Below are 19,117 nucleotides of genomic sequence, written 5' to 3'. Positions count from 1 at the left end.
ATGAAAAATCCACATCAGAAACCGTCATTATCTCCATTAGACATAGTTAAGAGTATATATACTCACCGTAGTATTATTTTGCAAATGACTAAACGAGATGTTATCGGCAGATATAAAGGTTCAGTAATGGGAGTTTTATGGTCATTTTTGAATCCTTTATTCATGTTGACTGTGTATACCTTTGTTTTTTCGGTAGTATTTAAAGCCAGATGGTCGACTGGTGGAGATGAAAGCAGAACACAATTTGCAATAATATTATTTGTCGGTATGATCGTCCATGGCTTTTTTGGTGAGGTAATCAATAGGGCACCACAGATAATATTAAATAATACAAACTATGTAAAAAAAGTCATTTTTCCTTTAGAGACGTTATCTGTCATATCCTTGGTTGCTGCGTTATTCCATACTACTATTAGTCTACTGGTTCTACTAACCGCTTTTGTTATATTTAATGGTTTTATACACTGGACAATAATATTTATTCCTTTAGTTTTTCTTCCTCTTGTTATTTTTAGTCTTGGCTTATCATGGATTTTGGCTTCATTAGGCGTATTTTTGAGGGACGTTAGCCAAACTACAGTCATCATCACGACGGTTTTGATGTTTTTATCGCCAGTATTTTTCCCTATCAGCGCGCTACCTGAAAAATATCATATTTGGATCATGCTAAATCCTGTGACATTTATAATTGAACAGGCTCGGACTGTGTTGATTTGGGGGGGGCTACCTAATTTTATGGGTATTTTGCTCTATACTGTTGGAGCATCCATTGTCGCCTGGCTTGGCTTTGTGTTTTTCCAGAAAACAAGAAAAGGATTTGCTGATGTCCTCTAATCAAATCGCGATAAAGGTAACTAATTTAAGCAAATGCTATCAAATATATTCCCAGCCATGGGACAGATTGAAGCAATTCTTTGCCCCAAAAATAAAAAGTGTAATTCGCCGTGAAAGTCGCAGCTATTTTAAAGAGTTTTGGGCACTACGAGATGTTTCATTTTCGATAAATCGTGGCGAAACCGTTGGTATCATTGGGCGAAATGGTGCTGGGAAGTCGACATTATTACAAATGATTTGCGGTACGCTTACTCCAACTGTCGGTGACATTGAAGTTAACGGCCGAGTGGCTGCGTTACTTGAGTTGGGCGCTGGTTTTAACCCAGAGTTTTCGGGCCGTGATAATGTATATCTAAATGGTAGTGTATTAGGTTTAAGTAAGTCGGAAATTGATAAGAAATTTCAAGAGATATTAGATTTTGCTGACATTGGTGATTTTATTGATCAACCGGTAAAGACCTATTCCAGTGGTATGTATGTACGTCTGGCATTTGCTGTTCAGGCATGTATTGATCCCGAAATACTGATTGTTGATGAAGCATTGGCTGTAGGTGATATTGGTTTTCAATATAAGTGCTTTAAGCGCATGGAAATGCTTAAACAAAAAGGAACAACCATCATTATGGTCACGCATTCCACAGGTAGCATATTAGAATATGCAGATCGCTGCCTTGTAATGAGTGATGGCATGTTAGTCGGTAATACGACTGATGTATTGGCTGCCGTTCTTGCCTATGAGAAAGGTATGCTGATGACAGAGCGCACTGATACAGCAGCGAAAAAAGAAGCTGTTTCCCCGACGGGTGAAATTGCATCTGCTGATGAATTATCCGCAATACAAAATACGCAAACCAATTCCGAAGTTGATGAAAAACGGTTTGGTAGTGGTCGAGCTATAATTGAAGACTTCTCAATTATGAAAGCAGATGGCACACCTCTCTCTGAAAAGCCACTTGTAAAACCAAATGAAGAAATTTATTTTTCTTTCAAGCTAAACTCATCAGAAAATATAAATGATGTAGTCTTAGGCGTTTCACTATCTCGGACCCAAGGCGGGGATATCTGGGGGGATAATAATATTTTTGCCGGGCATAAGATTGACTTGGCTCCAGGGCTTCGGAAGCTTAAATATAAAGTTAAGCTACCTATCAATACTGGTGACTATCTCGTTCATTGCGGTTTAGCTTGTTTTAATAATGGTGAGCGCGAGGAGCTTGATCAGCGACGTCCAATTGCAAAAGTAAAATTTTGGTCGTCCAGAGAACTTGGTGGTGTTATTCATTCTCCTGTAAATGTTATAGAAGGAGATGAACTATCATGATTGGCATTTATTTACCTGCCTTTCCGTTCCGGGGTGTAAAAGCTCCGTATTTGTGGTTTTTATATAAAGCCATGACGGCTATTAAAGAGCCGTTGGCATTGATTACGACACAAGATTATCTGTTACCCTGTACAAAGTGGCAGGAAGAGGGGCGCTGGGAGGTTACTGATGACGGTCAGAAACGGCTAGGTTACGAACTTCCTGATTTTTCAGCTCGTCAAGATGATAACGTCTATATTGTTAGTGAAGATTCATTATCTGAAGCGTTAACTGAGTGTGGCGGTAATAGTAATCTCCTTTTTAAAAAATTTCTGACGGAAATCATTCCTGATTTTAAAAATGCTTTAATCGCGACATTAAAAAAACAAAACGACATTGAATGTATTCTGACCATATGCAATTGTCCATCACTTAATGCTGCAGCAGAAAAATATAATATTCCAGTTGTAAATCTTGAATTAGGTCCTTTGCGTTCTCCGACGTATCTTTTTACTGGTTATTTTGATTTCTCTGGAGTCAATGGCAACACTGAAGCTGAAAAAAGATATTTTGCTGCTAAACAAAAAGATGTTGTCTTTAATAAAAATAATCATATATCAGCGTTACGTGATTTCTTTATTAACAGTCAAAACGATAAGCGCCAGATTGAACCAGAATATGATGTTGGTATAGTTTTACAAGTTGAGAATGATTCCAATATTCTTGCTTTTAGTAATAGTTTCGATAATCAAGCCTTATTGGACTATGCTGAAAGTACTTTTATTGGAAAGAAAATAGTGCGACCGCATCCAGGAAGTCATTTTAGATTGCATGAGAATCCTGCATATGAAATTGATAATAACAATTTGTCAATCATCAATTTCCTAAAAAAATGTCGCAAAATACTAACCATTAATTCCAGTGTCGGTCTGGAAGCAATGCTAATGAATATTCCTGTGAAGATTCTAGGAGATTGTTCGTATGCATTTTGTAATGTTGATGATGTTGATGAGCGACTTGAACGTTTAACCTTCTATTTATTTTCTTATTTAGTTCCATTTGATTTATTATTTAACGCTGAATATATCCGCTTTCGGTTGACCTCTCCATCCGAACATGAAATTTTAAGTAAGCATATTCTTTATTATATGTCATCACGAATAAAACAGAGCATTATTGATATGAAAACATCTACTACAGATGTCGTAGAACATGGAATATATGAGCGAGGTCTCCTGAAAGAGCTCGAAGAGTTGAAGCTTAAAAATCTAGAGTTGAATGATATCGTGAGCAGGCTAGAGTTAGAGTTACAGCAAGAGAAGATGTTGCAAGCTGAGAATGATAATAATGACATACTTGTTGATGTTATTGTACCTGTTTATGGTGGTTTACAGGAAACTCAGGAGTGTATAGAGTCAGCTATATCAACTCTCCCTTCATGGGCTGAATTAATTGTTATTAATGATGCTTCACCAGAACCTGAATTGACAGATTGGCTACGTAACCGTGCACAAGACAAAAGTTTTAAGCTGCTCGAGAATGAAAATAATTTAGGTTTTGTTGCAACCGTCAACCGTGGAATGAAATTGCATTCGAAGCGGGATGTTCTTCTCTTAAATAGCGATGTTGAAGTTGCTAATAAATGGCTGGAACGCATCTATGATGCAGCTTATAGTCGTGAGCGTGTAGGGAGTGTAACTCCCTTTTCAAATAATGCCACGATTTGTAGTTTTCCCAATTTCTGTGAAGATAATGAGTTATTTGCCGGAATGGATGTCCAGGCACTCGATGATGAATTTGAAACTTATGGCAAAGAAAATAATCTAGTGGAGATACCAACAGGTGTTGGTTTTTGTATGTACATTCGTCGTGACTGCTTAAACCAGGTTGGATATTTTGACGAAGAGACTTTTGGTCGTGGTTATGGTGAGGAAAATGACTGGTGTCAACGTGCGGCAAAAGCCGGTTGGCCGAACTTTCATCAATTGAATGTCTTTGTTTATCACAAAGGCGGAGTAAGTTTCGCTGGCGAGCAGAGCCCGCGTAAAATACGCGCGATGGAACTCCTCAATGAATTACATCCAAACTATACACGTGATGTTATGGAGTTTATTTCAAGAGATCCTGCTAAGCAAGCTCGCCAGCGAATGCTGCTGCGCATTCTGGCGAAAGCAAATCTTCAGAAAATACTGCTGGTTTCTCATCATATGGGAGGCGGGACAACTTACCATCTCGAAGAGTTGTCTGATTTTTACAAAGGAAAAGCGTGCTTCTTTATCTTAAAGCCTAATGCAGACAACAGTAGCGTAGTGGTCTCTTTGAGTGCTGACGGCCGCACATGCAAAGAAAGTATCTCAGTTGATATTGAAAACGGCTATGATGATCTGCTGAGGTTATTACGCTTTTTAGGCATATCGCATATTCATTTCCATCATTTGATGGGAATTCCTGAGAAGATCAGAAAACTGCATCTAGATTTAAAATGCTCCTATGACGTCACAATTCATGACTACTTCGCAATAAATGGAAACCCATCGCTAACTGACAAGAATGGTCTTTTTATTGGCGATAATACCACTAATATGGACGAATTATGCGCGGCGACATATCCATTGCCTGTTGGAATATCCGCCGCTACATGGCGTTCAAATATGAATGCATGGTTATTTGGGGCTGAGCGAGTTATTTTCCCGTCGGCAGATACTAAATTCCGGTTTACAAGATATTTTCCCGATATATCTGAGAAAGCTGTCATCGCATGGCACCCTGATTACGAAAAAAATGCTCCATATCCCGATGTCAGAAAAACTTACACAGGTGATCGGAAACTGAAAGTCCTTGTCCTTGGCGCGATCAGTCGTGAAAAAGGTGCTTTCATGCTGGATGAGGTGGCGCATGCACTTAAAAGAGAAAACATTGAGTTCCATCTTCTTGGCTACGCCTGTAATACGCTAAACGATGCGGTTATTTGCCATGGTGCGTATTCTAATCAGGATTTAGAGCAAAAACTCAATGATATTGCTCCGGATGTAATGTGGTTCCCTGCGCAATGGCCTGAGACATATAGTTATACGTTGAGTGCTGCACTTCAATATGGATTACCAGTTGTTGTACCAAATATTGGTGCCTTTGGCGAACGACTCATTGGACGAAAATTTACCCGGATTATTAATTGGGATATATCTTTCCAAAGAATGAGTGAGTTATGGCGACAAGCTATTGCAGATTTCGATGGATTTTTCCAGCAACAGAGTGTTGATCCAATGCCGGATGTTTCGTCAGAAACACGTGTTGATCATTTCTATCGAGATTACTATATTCGTGATTCATGGTGGCGTGAAAGCGAGCTTGGCAGAATTGATTTTAAAACTTTGATAGATAGTTTCTATTCGTCAGACAACATCACTATTGTTGAAGAAAAAATATCGCAACCTCAAGGAAGGAAGGAAAAATTATTGGCCATATTATGGATGTTGCGGCAAAATCCTGCATTATCCTGGGTAACCAAACTTATCCCCTACCGTTTGCAACGATATGTGAAACGACAATTATCGCGTCGTGCATTACATGAAATTGTTCGATAAGCATCAGAACCACTCATTAGGCCAGATAGTATAATATTGCCTGTCATGTTACTTTCTCTGTCAAAAGTAAATGGAGAAGAGAAGGCGCTATCGGGCAAGCATTTTGTGCTTGCCCAATACTATATGATTATTTTATCGATGCAACAGCGTTACACTCATTATTCTTTCATTATTTTCTTTAGGGCATGATAGAAACTTGATGAATAATAGTTTGTGTTATTTTCATTGATGCTGAATTTTTCGTGTTCTTTATCGACGCCAAAACTATCTGGCTTAATTTCTAAATAGTAAGGGCTAATGAATATTGCACCATTGTTATGATGATGTTCTAATGCATCATAGATGACTTCTTCGTTTTCAACCATAGGGTGCACTTCTGGGATTCCATAACGTTCAATTCCAGACGTCTTCAACCAGTTAAATAAATAGTCGCCATAAAATGCTGAACCATAGGTATTTAATCCAATATTGTAATGATTATTCTTTTTAAGTGAATCTTCAGCTGCAATTTTTTCCTCATTCCAGTCTGCATTAAACATTGGCGCTATTTGGTGAGAAAAGGTTCTTTCCCTCCCAATGCATGATGAGCTTACGATATCAGCATATTTTTGTATCTCACTTGCTACCTCTTTTTTTCTAAAGTTATAAAATTCCTCGGACAATGGATTGTAATACACTGGTTGTAATGACTCAGGATAATCATTCCAGAACTTCATGCTTTTCTCTTCGGGCAACTTTATGCCTTCTCCGACACGAACAAGTTTTGTTTGTTGTCGATCCATTACCGGCACATCTATACTTTTCATTAATGTCAATTTCCCTTTCTCGTCATGGACGATATCGACAACATGAATTCCTTTACTCATCTTTCTAAAATCAAGATAATATCGATAACCCACAGCAGAAGTGCCCAATGTTGGAATGGCCTGATATACATCCATTCGACTGAGCCCGCTTTCTGCATACCCTACATCTTTTCCATCTATATAAATCCTGATTTTTGCTGGACCTTGACCGTTTCCTGCTGCCCAGCCATATATTGCCAACCTTCCCGATGAGGCATAATCAAGGTGCTCAAAAAAGTTGTTCAGATGCAAAGCGTTTATATCTTTTGATGGTGGGTTGACATCATCAAATGATTTGTATTCTGAACCAAATTTATCATTGAGTGATTTTATATTTTTATATTTATCAAATAAGTAATTTCTGAATCTTTTAATGGATTTTTCTGAGTAATCGGTGAGTTGCATTTTACCACGATAACCCATTCCATTAAAAAAGTCGGGGAAGGTATAATGAACTTCACCAAGGACGGTCACTGCTCTAATTTTTTGCTGGTCTACTATATCTAAAGCACAGACTTGCGATAAAACCTCATTAATTGCGTCTTTGCGTATCTTATCAATTAATGAGTTGCTTGCATTAATTGCCCATGGATATGTTTTGCTGGAAAAATAGTTGTCGACTGGAACTATGCCATTGCTTAATTGCATCATGTTTTTGCCATCTATTTTAGAAATTAATTCTTCAGTTTTTGCACCCTCGGAAACGGAGAAGTGGTTCGAGAAAAGATAAATGACAGCTTGTCTTTTTGTGTCCTTGAGTAATTTTAAGCGATAGCGTATTTTTTCTTTGTCAATCTCATACGATCCATCGTTATGCATCTTAACATAAGATAATAAAGGAAAACTTAGCATGTAGCCCATCTGAAATTTTCCATCCTTACTTTTTTCAGGACCAAATTCAGATAGTTTTCTCTCGATAAGAGAGGACGAGGTTTCATTTATTGACTGGCAGTATTTTGCTGCTTCATATGTATTGGTAATTCCTTTTTTTATTGCGGATTGACAGATGTCAATACCTCCAATCATTGGTGATATCAGAGTGCTTTCAGAAAATACAGTAACAGGAAAAATACTCATAGCTAAAATGAAAATAGTTTGTTTCATATTTGTTTGCTGACCTTTATATATGATTGCTATGTATTTTAGCGGAGATTGGGCATGAGAGCATGAGCTACATATCAAAAAAGCTATGATTACGCTGAAAGTGTGTCGTAAATCAAAAATGCGTATTGAATGTATAATTTACTGTTGAAAACAGTTTATATGAATCTTGCTTATGGTAATGAGTATTTGAAAAGGGCATTCATAAATGACGAATGCCCTTTAAAGAAAAGATAATTATTAATTTACTGATATAAGGTAAATCAGAATCAGTTTCAGTTCAGAACAAAGCGTTTTCTCAGTGCCGACTCTTCAGATTATCAATCACTTCCCCGAGATCCAGCCCCTGGTCCTGCAGCAGCACCAGCAGGTGATACATCAGGTCCGACGCCTCATTCTTCAGCTCGAAGCGGTCGTTCACCGTGGCGGCCAGCGCGGTCTCTACGCCTTCTTCTCCCACTTTCTGCGCGATGCGCTTGGTGCCGCTGGCATACAGCTTCGCCGTGTAGGAGCTCTCCGGGTCGGCGTGCTTACGCTCGGCCAGCAGCTGCTCCAGCTGATACAGGAACAGCCACTGGTGTCCGGCGTCGCCGAAGCAGCTGGTGGTGCCTTTGTGGCAGGTCGGCCCGATCGGGTTCACCAGCACCAGCAGCGTATCGTTGTCGCAGTCCGGTGTGATGCTCACCACGTTGAGGACATTGCCCGAGGTTTCACCCTTGGTCCACAGCCGCTGTTTGGTGCGTGAGTAAAAGGTGACCTTGCCGGTGGCTTCGGTTTTCTCCAGCGCGTCCTTATTCATGTAGCCCAGCATCAGCACTTCGCCGGATACGGCGTGCTGCACGATGGCTGGCATCATGCCGTCCGTTTTTTCCCAGTCCAGCTGTTCAGTCAACATACCCTTATCTCCACGCCCTGTGCCGCCAGGTACGCTTTCAGTTCGCCAATATTAATAATCTGTTTGTGGAATACCGAGGCCGCCAGCGCGCCGTCAACGTCGGCGTCGCGGAAGGCTTCGAGGAAGTGTTCCATGGTGCCTGCGCCGCCGGAGGCGATCAGCGGCACATGGCACACCGCGCGGACCTTCGCCAGCTGCTGCAGGTCGTAGCCGTTGCGCACCCCGTCCTGGTTCATCATATTGAGGACGATCTCGCCCGCGCCGCGCTTCTGCACTTCCTCCACCCAGTCGAGGGTTTCCCACTGCGTCACCCGGGTGCGGCTCTCGTCGCCGGTGTACTGATTAACGTGATACTTGCCGGTCTGTGCATCAAACCAGGTATCGATCCCCACCACGATGCACTGCACGCCAAAGCGGTCGGCAAGGCGGGTGATTAGCGTCGGGTCGGCGAGAGCAGGGGAGTTAATCGAGATCTTATCGGCGCCGAAGGAGAGGATCTGCGCCGCGTCTTCCAGCGACTTGATCCCGCCCGCCACGCAGAAAGGAATATCGATTACTTCCGCCACCCGCGACACCCAGCTCTTGTCGACCACCCGGCCGTCGCTGGAGGCGGTGATATCATAGAACACCAGCTCGTCGGCGCCTTCGTCGGCATAGCGCTTAGCCAGCGGGACGATATCGCCGATGATCTCGTGATTACGGAACTGCACGCCTTTCACTACCTGGCCGTCGCGGACGTCGAGGCAGGGGATTATCCGTTTTGCCAGCATTGAATGGCCTCCGTTACGTTGAATTTGCCTTCCAGCAGCGCGCGACCGACAATCACGCCGCGCACCCCGGTGCCGCGCAGGGCGGCAATATCATTGAGATCGCCGATGCCGCCGGACGACTGAAACGCCACCTGCGGGTAGCGGGCGCAGACCTCCTCGTACAGCGAGACGTTGGAGCCCGCCAGCGTGCCGTCGCGGGAGATATCGGTGCACAGCACATGCTGCAGGCCGACCGGCAGATAGCTCTCCACCAGCTCCTCCAGGGTCACGCCGGAGTTTTCCTGCCAGCCGCTGACCGCCACCTGCTTATTGCCGTCGGCGTCGATACGCACGTCGAGGGCCAGCACCAGCCGCTCAGGGCCAAAGCGTTTAAACCAGCCTTTCACTTCCTCCGGGGATTTCACCGCAGTGGAACCGACCACCACGCGGGCGACGCCGGCTTCAAGCAGGGCCGCGACATCCGCCTCGGTCCGCACGCCGCCGCCGACCTGCACCGGGACGTCAACGCCGGCGACCAGCGATTTCAGCAGCGGGATCTGGCGCTTCGCCGGATCCTTCGCCCCGGTCAGGTCGACCAGGTGCAGGACTTCCGCTCCCTGAGCGGCATAGGACTGCAGGCGCGGCAGCGGATCGCTGCCATAGTCGCGCTGCTGGCCATAATCGCCCTGGTGGAGACGAACGACGGTGCCGTCGATTAAATCTAAAGCAGGAATAATCATCACATCTCCAGGAAGTTTTTCAGCAGCTGCGCCCCGGCGCTCCCGGAGCGCTCCGGGTGGAACTGCACGCCAAAGAAGTTATCTTTCTGCACCGCGGCGGTGAACGCCTCGCCGTAATTGCACTGGGCGATGGTGTACGGGTTGACCGGCATGGCGTAGCTGTGCACGAAGTAGAAGTAAGCCCCTTCTTCAATGCCGCGGAACAGACGATCGCCTGCTTTGGCATACACCCGGTTCCAGCCCATGTGCGGCAGCGGCAGGCCGTAGTCGGTCATCTTCGGCACCTCTTCCTCGATAATGCCCAGCAGATCGACGCCGTTGTTCTCTTCACTGCGCTTGCCGAGCAGCTGCATGCCCAGGCAAATCCCCAGCACCGGCTGGGTACAGGCTTTGATCAGGTCGATCAGTTCGCGGTCGCGCAGCTGGTCCATCGCCGCCTGGGCGGTGCCGACGCCGGGAAGAAACAGTTTATCGGCACGCAATACCACCTCCGGGTCGCGGCTGACCACCGGCTCATAGCCGTGGCGGCCAATCGCCGATTTCACCGAATTGAGGTTGGCGCACCCGGTATCAAGGATCACCACATTCATTACAGCACCCCTTTGGAAGACGGCAGGGCATCGCCCTGGACGCGGATCGCCTGGCGCAGCGTACGGCCAAAGGCTTTGAACAGGCTCTCCACGCGGTGGTGATCGTTCTTGCCCTTGGTTTTCAGGTGCAGCGTCACCGCCATGGTGTAAGAGAGCGAGCGGAAGAAGTGTTCCACCATCTCGGTGCTCAGATCGCCGACACGCTGATAGGTGAAGTCTGCCTTATACTCCAGGTGTGGACGGCCGGAGATATCCAGCGCGCAGCGGGCGAGACACTCGTCCATCGGCAGCACGAAGCCGAAACGGTTGATGCCGCGCTTGTCGCCAAGCGCCAGCTTCAGGGCTTCGCCGAGGGCCAGGCCGGTATCTTCCACCGTGTGGTGATCGTCGATGTACAGATCGCCGCCGACGTTGACCTCCATGCGGAAGCCGCCATGGGTGGCGATTTGGTCGAGCATATGGTCAAAAAAGCCGACGCCGGTGTGGATCTTGCTGCCGCCTTCGCGGTCCAGCCACACTTTCACATCCACCTGGGTCTCTTTGGTGATGCGCTCGACGTGGGCATAGCGGTCGCGGCGGGTCAGTTGCTCGCAGATGGTCGGCCAGTTCAGCGTCTCGCGGTCATAGCGCAGACCGATAATCCCCATGTTATCCGCCAGCTCAAGGTCGGTGGCCCGGTCTCCAATCACATAGCTGTGGGCTTTATCCAGTACGCCCTCTTCCAGCCACGGCAGCACCAGCTGGGTTTTCGGCTTGCGGCAGTCGCAGTTGTCGCCCGGGAAGTGCGGACAAATCAGCACTTCTTCAAAGTTAACGCCCTGCGAGGCGAAGATCTGCATCATCAGGTTGTGCGGGCCATCAAACGCCTCCTGCGGCAGGCTGTCGGTGCCCAGACCATCCTGGTTGGTGATCATCACCAGCTTATAGCCTTCCTGCTGCAGCTTCAGCAGCGCCGGGATCACCTGCGGCTCAAACGCCAGCTTGTCGAAACGGTCCACCTGGAAATCCACCGGCGGTTCGGAAATCAGGGTGCCGTCACGGTCAATAAAGAGATACTTCTGGGTCATACATTCTCCGCAGTCAAGGCGTCAATCACGCGCTGGCTCTCGGCACGGGTACCGATAGTGATACGCAAACAGCCGCTCAATGAAGGTTGTTTATTCTGGTCACGTAAGATAATGCCCTGATCCCACAAAGATTTAAACACTGCGCTGGAGGCGGTTATCCGCGCCAGGACGTAGTTGGTTTCGGAATCGAAGACCTGCTCCACGCAGGCGATGTCGCGCAGCTGTTCCACCAGGTAGCGGCGTTCGTCGAGGATCTGCACCACGCGCTGACGCATCGCGGCGATCCCTTCCGCGCTCAGCGCCTGGGCGGCGATATCGGCCACCGGCGTGGAGAGCGGGTACGGGGCGATCACTTTCAGCAGCACGTTGATCACCTCGGCGTTGGCGAGGGTGAAGCCGCAGCGCAGGCCGGCGAGGGCGAAGGCTTTAGACAGCGTGCGCAGCACCACCAGGTGCGGGTAGTCGCTGAGCCAGCCGGCGAGCGTCGCCTGCGGGCAGAATTCAATATAGGCTTCGTCGGCCACCACGATAGCTTTGCCGCGGGTCATCTCCAGCAGGTCGCGCATCGACTGCGGGTCGATAATTTGCCCGGTCGGGTTGTTCGGGCTGCAGACGAAGACCACCTTCACCCCGTCCAGCTGCGCCTCGATGCCCGGCAGGTCGAGCTGCCAGTCGGCCAGCGTCGGCACGGTGCGGCACTCGACGCCGATGGTCTCGGCGCTGACGCTGTACATGCCGTAGGTGGGCGGGCAGTAGAGCACGGCGTCTTCGCCTGGCTCGCAGAAGGCGCGGATCAGCAGCTCAATGCCTTCGTCGGCGCCGCGGCTGACCAGCACCTGCTCCGGTTTAACCTCGGCGTAGCGGGCGTAGCTCTCAATCACCGCCTTCGGCTGCGGCTCCGGATAGCGGTTCAGCGTCTGCTCGGTCAGCTGGAAGGCCACGGCGGTGGGGAATTCGTTGGCGTTGAGCCAGACGTCGCCTTTCCCGCCCAGGCGGCGAGCGGATTGATACGGGGTCAGCGCGCGAACGTTGGCGCGGGCTAAATCTTCAATGCTCATGCTTGCTCCTTCAGGGCGGCAACGCGCAGCGTTACGGCGTTTTTGTGGGCGTCAAGGCGCTCGGCGGCGGCCAGAATCTCAATCGTCGAGGCGAGGGCGGCAAAGCCGTCGCGCGACAGCTCCTGCACGGTCATCCGTTTCTGGAAATCGGCCAGGCCGAGGCTCGAGCAGGTGGCGGTATAGCCATAGGTCGGCAGGACGTGGTTGGTGCCCGAGGCATAGTCGCCCGCGGATTCCGGCGACCAGTCGCCAAGGAAAACCGAGCCGGCGCTGGTGATGCTGTCCACCAGCTCACGGGCCTGGCGGGTCTGAATGATCAGGTGCTCCGGGCCGTACTGGTTGGAGATGGCCACGCACTGCGCCAGGTCGCGGGCCACGATGATCCGGCTGGCGGAGAGCGCCACGCGGGCGGTTTCGGCGCGCGGCAGGGCGGCCAGCTGGCGCTCCACGGCCTCGGCGACGCGGTTGCCCATCCCGGCGTCCGGGGTCAGGAGGATCACCTGCGAGTCCGGGCCGTGTTCCGCCTGCGACAGCAGGTCGGAGGCGACGAAGTCCGGGTTGGCGCCGCTGTCGGCGATCACCAGCACTTCCGACGGGCCGGCCGGCATGTCGATGGCCGCGCCGTCCAGACGCTGGCTGACCTGGCGTTTGGCCTCCGTGACGTAAGCGTTACCCGGGCCAAAGATTTTATCCACCTTCGGCACCGACTCGGTTCCGAGGGCGAGGGCGGCGATGGCCTGCGCGCCGCCGACGTTAAAGATGGTTTTCACGCCGCACAGCTGCGCGGCGTAGAGGATCTCATCGGCAATCGGCGGCGGCGAGCAGAGCACCACCTGCTGACAGCCGGCGATGCGCGCCGGCGTCGCCAGCATCAGTACCGTGGAGAACAGCGGCGCCGAGCCGCCGGGAATGTACAGCCCGACGGAGGCGATAGGGCGGGTGACCTGCTGGCAGCGCACCCCCGGCAGCGTTTCGACATCCACCGCCTGCAGCTTTTGCGCGTTGTGGAAGGTCTCGATGTTTTGCACCGCCACCGCCATCGCCTGCTTCAGCTCGTCACTGAGGCGCTCGCCGGCGGCGGCGATCTCCGCCTCGCTCACCTGCAGCGCGGCGACGGTGGTTTTATCAAACTTCGCGCTGTATTCGCGCAGCGCCGCATCGCCATTGGCTTTGACGTTATCGAGGATCTCCGCCACCGTTTTACTGATGCTGTCGGAGGCGGAAATCGCCGGGCGCGTTAAGAGTTGTCGCTGTTGGTCAGCGCTACAGCCGTTCCAGTCGATGATTGTGTTGAAGCTCATGATTGTTTTCCCCTGTGTGTCCCGTGACCGGCTGGCCGATTACTCCATCATCTTCTCAATCGGCAGCACCAGAATGGAGCTGGCTCCCAGCGCCTTCAGTTTTTCCATGGTCTCCCAGAACAGGGTTTCGCTGCTGACCATGTGCATCGCCACGCGCTGCTTGTCGCCTGCCAGCGGCAGAATGGTCGGACGCTCGGCGCCCGGCAGCAGGGCAACCACTTCCTCAAGGCGTTCGGTCGGGGCGTGCATCATGATGTATTTCGACTCGCGGGCCTGGATCACCCCCTGAATACGGGTCAGCAGGCGGTCAATCAGCTGCTGTTTGGCGTCGGCCATTTCGCCGTCGCGCTGGATCAGGCAGGCTTTGGAGCGGTAGATCACTTCCACTTCGCGCAGGCCGTTGGCTTCCAGGGTGGCGCCGGTGGAGACGAGGTCGCAAATGGCGTCGGCGAGGCCGGCGCGCGGCGCCACTTCCACGGAGCCGTTCAGCAGACAGGATTTAAAGGAGATACCTTTTTGATCGAGGTAGCGCTTCAGCAGGTGCGGGTAAGAGGTGGCGATACGTTTGCCGTCCAGCGCCGCCGGGCCGTTCCAGGCTTCATCCACCGGGGTCGCCAGCGACAGGCGGCAGCCGCCGAAGTCCAGACGGCGCAGGGTGAAATAGCGCGGGTCTTCGCCCTGGGCGCGGCGGCTGAGCAGCTCTTCTTCCAGCACGTTTTCGCCGATAATGCCGAGGTCGACAACACCGTCCATCACCAGGCCCGGGATATCGTCATCACGCACGCGCAGAATGTCGATTGGCATATTTTCCGCCAGCGCAATCAGACGCTGGGTGTGCAAATTGACTTTAATGCCGCAGCGGCTGAGTAATTCGCGTGAATCTTCGCTTAAACGGCCTGATTTCTGAATAGCTATGCGTAAACGGGTGTTGTCTAACATTGTTCTTTTCCTCTGAATACCTGTCTGAATCTGTCCGAATTTGGTCCAAAAAAAAGCCCCCGGAAGTGAATCTTCCGGGGGCTCTCTGCGCGTTCATGCACCACTGGAAGATCCAAATGTCTTCCAGCACACATCGCCTGAAAGACTAGTCAGGATGATGGTGATGATGGTGGTGTTTAAATTGAACGCGGTTCATAAAATTCTCTGTGAATGACTATGCATTTGATGTCCTTTAACCTAAACCACTTCCGCCGCAGAAAGCAAGGGCTTTTTTCTATCATTAATTCATTTCACATTGAGCGAAGAAATTGTCAGTTGCCGCTGGCTGGCGTAGCCTGTAATCAGCACAGCGAAAGAGTCAGGAGCCTGGGATGAAAAAGGTCGCGATAGTCGGTTTGGGATGGCTGGGGATGCCGCTGGCGCTGTCGTTGACGGCGCGAGGCTGGCAGGTCACCGGCAGTAAAACCACGCAGGATGGCGTGGAGGCGGCGCGGATGTGCGGGATCGACAGCTATCCGCTGCGCCTGGAGCCGCAGCTGGTCTGTGATACCGAGGACCTCGACGCGCTGATGAACGTCGATGCGCTGGTGATCACGCTGCCGGCCCGGCGGACCGGCGCGGGGGAAGGGTTTTATCTGCAGGCGGTGCAGGAGATCGTCGATACCGCGCTGGCGTACCATATTCCGCGGATCGTCTTCACCAGCTCCACCTCGGTGTATGGCAACGTCAACGGCACGGTGAAAGAGAACTCCCCGCGCCTGCCGGAGACCGCCAGCGGGCAGGTGCTCAAGGAGCTGGAAGACTGGCTGCACAACCTGCCGGGGACGTCGGTGGATATTCTGCGCCTGGCCGGGCTGGTGGGGCCGTCCCGTCATCCGGGACGTTTTTTCGCCGGCAAGTCGGCGCCGGATGGCCAGCATGTGGTCAATCTGGTGCATTTGCAGGATGTGGTGGCCGCCATCGAACTGCTGCTGCAGGCTCCGAAGGGCGGGCACATCTATAATCTATGTGCGCCCCGCCATCCGGCACGCGGCCTCTTTTATCCGCAGATGGCCCGCGAGCTGGGGCTGCCGCCGCCGGTGTTCAGTGATAGCCCGGACGGCGGCCAGGGCAAGATTGTGGATGGCAATCGAATCTGCAATGAGCTGGGGTTTGAATACCAGTACCCCGATCCGCTGGTGATGCCGATGGAGTGATTCGCCAGCGGTGATTCGCATACCGTAAGGGGGTAGCGATGAAACCACTGCTGGATGTCCTCGTGATCCTCGACGCACTGGAAAAAGAGGGGAGCTTTGCCGCGGCGTCGGCAAGGCTCTTTAAAACGCCCTCGGCGCTGAGCTACACCATTCACCGGCTGGAAAGCGATCTCAATATTCAGCTGCTCGACCGCAGCGGTCACCGCGCGCGCTTTACCCCCACCGGACAGATGCTGCTGGAGAAAGGACGGGAAGTGCTGCATATCGCCCGCGAACTGGAGATCCGGGCGGTTAAGCTGCAGCAGGGGTGGGAGCATACCCTCCGCCTGGCGGTGGACAGCACTTTTCCCGTGGCGCAACTCTCGCCGCTGATCGCCGCATTTTATCAACAGCAGCCGCTGACCCGGCTGCACTTCACGCTGAACCCCTCGCTGCTGGACTGGCGGCCGCTGACTGAAGGGCAGGCCGATCTCCTGCTGGGGGCGCTCGGCGAGCCGCCGCCGCTGAGCGGCTATGATTATCTTCCCCTTGGCGAGCTGGATCTGGAGCTGGTGGTCTCCCCGCAGCATCCTCTGGCGGAGCGTCGCGCCCCGTTGAGCTGGCGAACTCTGCGCCGTTACCGCGCGGTCGCCACCGGCGAGGGCGGGGCGCTGCTCGGCGATCAGGAGACCCTGACGGTATGTGACGTTACGGCGCAGCTGGCGCTGCTGCGCATGGGGCTGGGGTGGGGCTGCCTGCCGCGTTACCAGGTGCAGGGGCTGCTGGAGAGCGGCGAACTGGTCAGCTTGACCGTGCGCGGGCAGTCGCCTCGTCAGCACGCGTGGATCGGCTGGAATGACGCTACCTGCGGTTTGGCTGGCAAATGGTGGCGGGAAACGCTATTAGCAAATAGTGCTATTTTTACAATTTATCATATGGAAACCGTATAGATATTAGCACGTTAAAAAATATGCTTACGCAATGAACTTCATAACATCTTGTCAACGCCGTTGAATTTGTTGCAAAATATGCGGCCTGAAAACCAGAGACTAGCCGACGCTTTTTTTTAAAGTGTCGGTTATTTTTTTGGTCGAAAGACACATCATTCAATACCAAGAGGCCGGGCTTCGTACCGGATAGATATTTACTAAAAACCGACAGTCGTTGTCGCTGAGGAATAGAAAGAAATGGGGCAATTTTTTGCTTACGCGCTGGCGTTCACCGTAAAAGGGGATAACTATGTCGCATAACGCTACTCCAAATACCTCTCGCGTGGAATTACGTAAAACACTTACGCTAGTTCCGGTTGTAATGATGGGCCTGGCCTATATGCAGCCGATGACGCTGTTCGATACGTTTGGTATCGTCTCTGGTATGACCGACGGTCACGTGCCGACGGCCTACGCCTTTGCGTTAATCGCTATCCTGTTTACTGCCCTGAGCTATGGCAAGCTGGTACGTCGTTACCCGTCCGCCGGCTCGGCGTATACCTATGCGCAGAAATCCATCAGCCCGACCGTTGGCTTTATGGTGGGTTGGTCCTCGCTGCTCGACTACCTGTTCGCGCCGATGATCAACATTCTGCTGGCGAAAATCTATTTTGAAGCGCTGGTGCCTTCGATTCCGTCGTGGGTGTTTGTTATCGCGCTGGTCGCCTTTATGACCGCCTTTAACTTGCGCAGCATTAAATCCGTGGCCAACTTCAACACCGTGATCGTGGTGCTGCAGGTGGTGCTGATTGCCGTCATTCTCGGCATGGTGATTTATGGCGTGTTTGAAGGCGAAGGCGCCGGTACGCTGGCCAGCAGCCGTCCGTTCTGGTCCGGTGACGCGCACGTGATCCCGATGATTACCGGGGCGACGATCCTGTGCTTCTCGTTTACCGGCTTCGACGGCATCAGCAACCTGTCTGAAGAGACCAAAGATGCAGAGCGCGTCATTCCGCGCGCGATCTTCCTGACCGCGCTGATCGGCGGCCTGATCTTCATCTTTGCCACCTACTTCCTGCAGCTGTACTTCCCGGATATCTCGCGCTTTAAAGATCCGGATGCGTCACAGCCGGAAATTATGCTCTACGTGGCAGGTAAAGCCTTCCAGGTGGGCGCGCTGATCTTCTCCACCATCACCGTACTGGCTTCCGGTATGGCGGCGCACGCTGGCGTGGCGCGTCTGATGTACGTGATGGGGCGTGACGGCGTGTTCCCGAAAAGCTTCTTCGGCTACGTCCACCCGACCTGGCGCACTCCGGCGATGAACATCATCCTGGTCGGCGCTATTGCCCTGCTGGCGATTAACTTCGACCTGGTGATGGCGACGGCGCTGATTAACTTTGGTGCGCTGGTGGCGTTTACCTTTGTTAACCTGTCGGTAATTTCGCAGTTCTGGATCCGTGAGAAACGCAACAAGACGCTGAAAGACCACTTCCAGTATCTGTTCCTGCCGATGTGCGGCGCCCTGACCGTCGGCGCGCTGTGGGTCAACCTGGAAGAGAGCTCGATGATTCTGGGCCTGATCTGGGCCGGTATCGGTCTGGTCTATCTGGCCTGCGTGACCAAAAGCTTCCGCAACCCGGTGCCGCAGTACGAAGACGTGGCGTAAGGCGTAGCGTGATCTGAATGAGAAAAGCCGGAGGGAAACCTCCGGCTTTTTTTCGTTTGGCCCGGTGCTATATCTTTTGCCCGGCGGCGCTGCGCTTGCCGGGTCTGGGGGATATAAGCTGACGGCAGGTCTTTGCAGGACGGGTCAGGCGCAGTGGCTACCCGGCACAAAAGCGGCTCCGTGCCCGCTGTCCTTGCCCGGCAATATGTTGGCCACGGAAACGACTGCCGGACGGTTCCCTCTCCCCCCGGGAGAGGTTAGGGTGAGGGAAAGCACTGCTGGGAAGTCTTTTATGTTATCTGTGGCTTCAGCGGGCATTGCGCTCCCGGTAAGTCTTCTGC

The 19,117-nt window shown here is 51.3% G+C and carries 17 protein-coding genes and 1 other annotated feature; of the genes, 7 read left to right on the top strand and 10 right to left on the bottom strand.

Annotated features, from left to right (window positions below; all coding sequences use genetic code 11):
- The 3 genes from ACQUTP_RS05800 to ACQUTP_RS05790 are packed head-to-tail and all read left to right on the top strand — an operon-like array spanning position 1 to position 5,718.
- Positions 1-834 (top strand): ABC transporter permease, encoded by an 834-nt coding sequence (locus tag ACQUTP_RS05800; protein ID WP_080838022.1) that lies wholly within the window; start codon positions 1-3, stop codon positions 832-834.
- Positions 824-2,155 carry an ABC transporter ATP-binding protein gene (locus tag ACQUTP_RS05795; RefSeq protein ID WP_080847771.1) on the top strand — a complete coding sequence of 444 codons (1,332 nt, stop codon included), beginning with the start codon at positions 824-826 and terminating at the stop codon, positions 2,153-2,155. The genes ACQUTP_RS05800 and ACQUTP_RS05795 overlap by 11 nt, the downstream gene beginning before the upstream one ends.
- Entirely contained in the window at positions 2,152-5,718 is a 3,567-nt protein-coding gene (locus tag ACQUTP_RS05790; protein WP_080838016.1) for a GT99 family glycosyltransferase N-terminal domain-containing protein, read from the top strand. Before ACQUTP_RS05795 ends, ACQUTP_RS05790 begins: the two co-directional genes overlap by 4 nt.
- Positions 5,719-5,876: 158 nt before the next feature.
- On the opposite strand, the gene ACQUTP_RS05785 is transcribed toward ACQUTP_RS05790, so the two are convergent.
- The 10 genes from ACQUTP_RS05785 to hisL form a co-directional block, all read right to left on the bottom strand.
- Complete coding sequence (locus ACQUTP_RS05785) at positions 5,877-7,667, bottom strand: beta-galactosidase (protein ID WP_142256708.1); 1,791 nt, start codon at positions 7,665-7,667, stop codon at positions 5,877-5,879.
- A gap of 295 nt (positions 7,668-7,962) precedes the next feature.
- Positions 7,963-8,559 (bottom strand): bifunctional phosphoribosyl-AMP cyclohydrolase/phosphoribosyl-ATP diphosphatase HisIE, encoded by a 597-nt coding sequence (gene hisIE / locus ACQUTP_RS05780; RefSeq protein WP_004203593.1) that lies wholly within the window; start codon positions 8,557-8,559, stop codon positions 7,963-7,965.
- A complete protein-coding gene (gene hisF, locus ACQUTP_RS05775) occupies positions 8,553-9,329 on the bottom strand; it encodes an imidazole glycerol phosphate synthase subunit HisF (protein ID WP_017899707.1) in 777 nt (258 codons plus the stop codon). The genes hisIE and hisF overlap by 7 nt, the downstream gene beginning before the upstream one ends.
- The gene (gene hisA, locus ACQUTP_RS05770; RefSeq protein ID WP_004200373.1) at positions 9,311-10,048 is read right to left on the bottom strand and encodes a 1-(5-phosphoribosyl)-5-[(5-phosphoribosylamino)methylideneamino]imidazole-4-carboxamide isomerase; all 738 of its coding nucleotides are present in this window, start codon (positions 10,046-10,048) and stop codon (positions 9,311-9,313) included. The genes hisF and hisA overlap by 19 nt, the downstream gene beginning before the upstream one ends.
- Positions 10,048-10,638, bottom strand: coding sequence for an imidazole glycerol phosphate synthase subunit HisH (gene hisH, locus ACQUTP_RS05765; RefSeq protein ID WP_032456356.1), 591 nt, complete (start codon positions 10,636-10,638; stop codon positions 10,048-10,050). The genes hisA and hisH overlap by 1 nt, the downstream gene beginning before the upstream one ends.
- Positions 10,638-11,705 (bottom strand): bifunctional histidinol-phosphatase/imidazoleglycerol-phosphate dehydratase HisB, encoded by a 1,068-nt coding sequence (gene hisB, locus ACQUTP_RS05760; protein ID WP_043520635.1) that lies wholly within the window; start codon positions 11,703-11,705, stop codon positions 10,638-10,640. The genes hisH and hisB overlap by 1 nt, the downstream gene beginning before the upstream one ends.
- Positions 11,702-12,763, bottom strand: a complete 1,062-nt coding sequence (gene hisC, locus ACQUTP_RS05755) for a histidinol-phosphate transaminase (protein WP_080847773.1) — start codon at positions 12,761-12,763, stop codon at positions 11,702-11,704. Before hisC ends, hisB begins: the two co-directional genes overlap by 4 nt.
- The gene (gene hisD, locus ACQUTP_RS05750) at positions 12,760-14,064 is read right to left on the bottom strand and encodes a histidinol dehydrogenase (protein WP_004203587.1); all 1,305 of its coding nucleotides are present in this window, start codon (positions 14,062-14,064) and stop codon (positions 12,760-12,762) included. Before hisD ends, hisC begins: the two co-directional genes overlap by 4 nt.
- 39 nt (positions 14,065-14,103) lie before the next feature.
- Positions 14,104-15,003: an ATP phosphoribosyltransferase gene (gene hisG, locus ACQUTP_RS05745; RefSeq protein ID WP_002912152.1), complete on the bottom strand. Its 900-nt coding sequence runs from the start codon at positions 15,001-15,003 to the stop codon at positions 14,104-14,106.
- A gap of 47 nt (positions 15,004-15,050) precedes the next feature.
- Positions 15,051-15,173: a sequence feature (His leader region), on the bottom strand.
- Entirely contained in the window at positions 15,149-15,199 is a 51-nt protein-coding gene (hisL, locus tag ACQUTP_RS05740) for a his operon leader peptide (RefSeq protein ID WP_004899375.1), read from the bottom strand. Its footprint overlaps the feature before it by 25 nt.
- 175 nt (positions 15,200-15,374) lie before the next feature.
- Here hisL and ACQUTP_RS05735 point away from each other — a divergent pair, with 175 nt between their 5' ends.
- The 4 genes from ACQUTP_RS05735 to plaP all read left to right on the top strand — a co-directional run bounded on the left by ACQUTP_RS05735 (position 15,375) and on the right by plaP (position 18,776).
- Positions 15,375-16,199: an SDR family oxidoreductase gene (locus tag ACQUTP_RS05735; protein WP_004203585.1), complete on the top strand. Its 825-nt coding sequence runs from the start codon at positions 15,375-15,377 to the stop codon at positions 16,197-16,199.
- 38 nt (positions 16,200-16,237) lie between these two features.
- A complete protein-coding gene (locus tag ACQUTP_RS05730; protein ID WP_017899703.1) occupies positions 16,238-17,128 on the top strand; it encodes a LysR family transcriptional regulator in 891 nt (296 codons plus the stop codon).
- A 237-nt stretch (positions 17,129-17,365) separates the two neighbouring features.
- Positions 17,366-17,428, top strand: coding sequence for a membrane protein YoeI (yoeI, locus tag ACQUTP_RS05725; protein ID WP_096335043.1), 63 nt, complete (start codon positions 17,366-17,368; stop codon positions 17,426-17,428).
- Entirely contained in the window at positions 17,418-18,776 is a 1,359-nt protein-coding gene (gene plaP, locus ACQUTP_RS05720; protein ID WP_004148994.1) for a putrescine/proton symporter PlaP, read from the top strand. The genes yoeI and plaP overlap by 11 nt, the downstream gene beginning before the upstream one ends.
- The last annotated feature ends 341 nt before the right edge of the window (positions 18,777-19,117 follow it).

Source organism: Klebsiella sp. 2-CIP_Kleb., from assembly GCF_050378715.1.
In the GTDB taxonomy this organism is placed as follows: domain Bacteria; phylum Pseudomonadota; class Gammaproteobacteria; order Enterobacterales; family Enterobacteriaceae; genus Klebsiella; species Klebsiella quasipneumoniae.
The sequence above is the reverse complement of the archived record's forward strand: the minus strand, read 5'-3'. Positions and strand labels throughout refer to the sequence as shown.

Bases quoted from the DNA above. Each gene is read 5' to 3' on its own strand.
- hisC (WP_080847773.1), bottom strand. From the start codon at position 12,763: ATGAGCATTGAAGATTTAGCCCGCGCCAACGTTCGCGCGCTGACCCCG.
- ACQUTP_RS05730 (WP_017899703.1), top strand. From the start codon at position 16,238: ATGAAACCACTGCTGGATGTCCTCGTGATCCTCGACGCACTGGAAAAA.
- hisF (WP_017899707.1), bottom strand. From the start codon at position 9,329: ATGCTGGCAAAACGGATAATCCCCTGCCTCGACGTCCGCGACGGCCAG.
- ACQUTP_RS05790 (WP_080838016.1), top strand. From the start codon at position 2,152: ATGATTGGCATTTATTTACCTGCCTTTCCGTTCCGGGGTGTAAAAGCT.
- hisA (WP_004200373.1), bottom strand. From the start codon at position 10,048: ATGATTATTCCTGCTTTAGATTTAATCGACGGCACCGTCGTTCGTCTC.
- plaP (WP_004148994.1), top strand. From the start codon at position 17,418: ATGTCGCATAACGCTACTCCAAATACCTCTCGCGTGGAATTACGTAAA.
- hisH (WP_032456356.1), bottom strand. From the start codon at position 10,638: ATGAATGTGGTGATCCTTGATACCGGGTGCGCCAACCTCAATTCGGTG.
- hisG (WP_002912152.1), bottom strand. From the start codon at position 15,003: ATGTTAGACAACACCCGTTTACGCATAGCTATTCAGAAATCAGGCCGT.
- ACQUTP_RS05800 (WP_080838022.1), top strand. From the start codon at position 1: ATGAAAAATCCACATCAGAAACCGTCATTATCTCCATTAGACATAGTT.
- ACQUTP_RS05735 (WP_004203585.1), top strand. From the start codon at position 15,375: ATGAAAAAGGTCGCGATAGTCGGTTTGGGATGGCTGGGGATGCCGCTG.
- hisB (WP_043520635.1), bottom strand. From the start codon at position 11,705: ATGACCCAGAAGTATCTCTTTATTGACCGTGACGGCACCCTGATTTCC.
- hisIE (WP_004203593.1), bottom strand. From the start codon at position 8,559: ATGTTGACTGAACAGCTGGACTGGGAAAAAACGGACGGCATGATGCCA.
- ACQUTP_RS05785 (WP_142256708.1), bottom strand. From the start codon at position 7,667: ATGAAACAAACTATTTTCATTTTAGCTATGAGTATTTTTCCTGTTACT.
- hisD (WP_004203587.1), bottom strand. From the start codon at position 14,064: ATGAGCTTCAACACAATCATCGACTGGAACGGCTGTAGCGCTGACCAA.
- ACQUTP_RS05795 (WP_080847771.1), top strand. From the start codon at position 824: ATGTCCTCTAATCAAATCGCGATAAAGGTAACTAATTTAAGCAAATGC.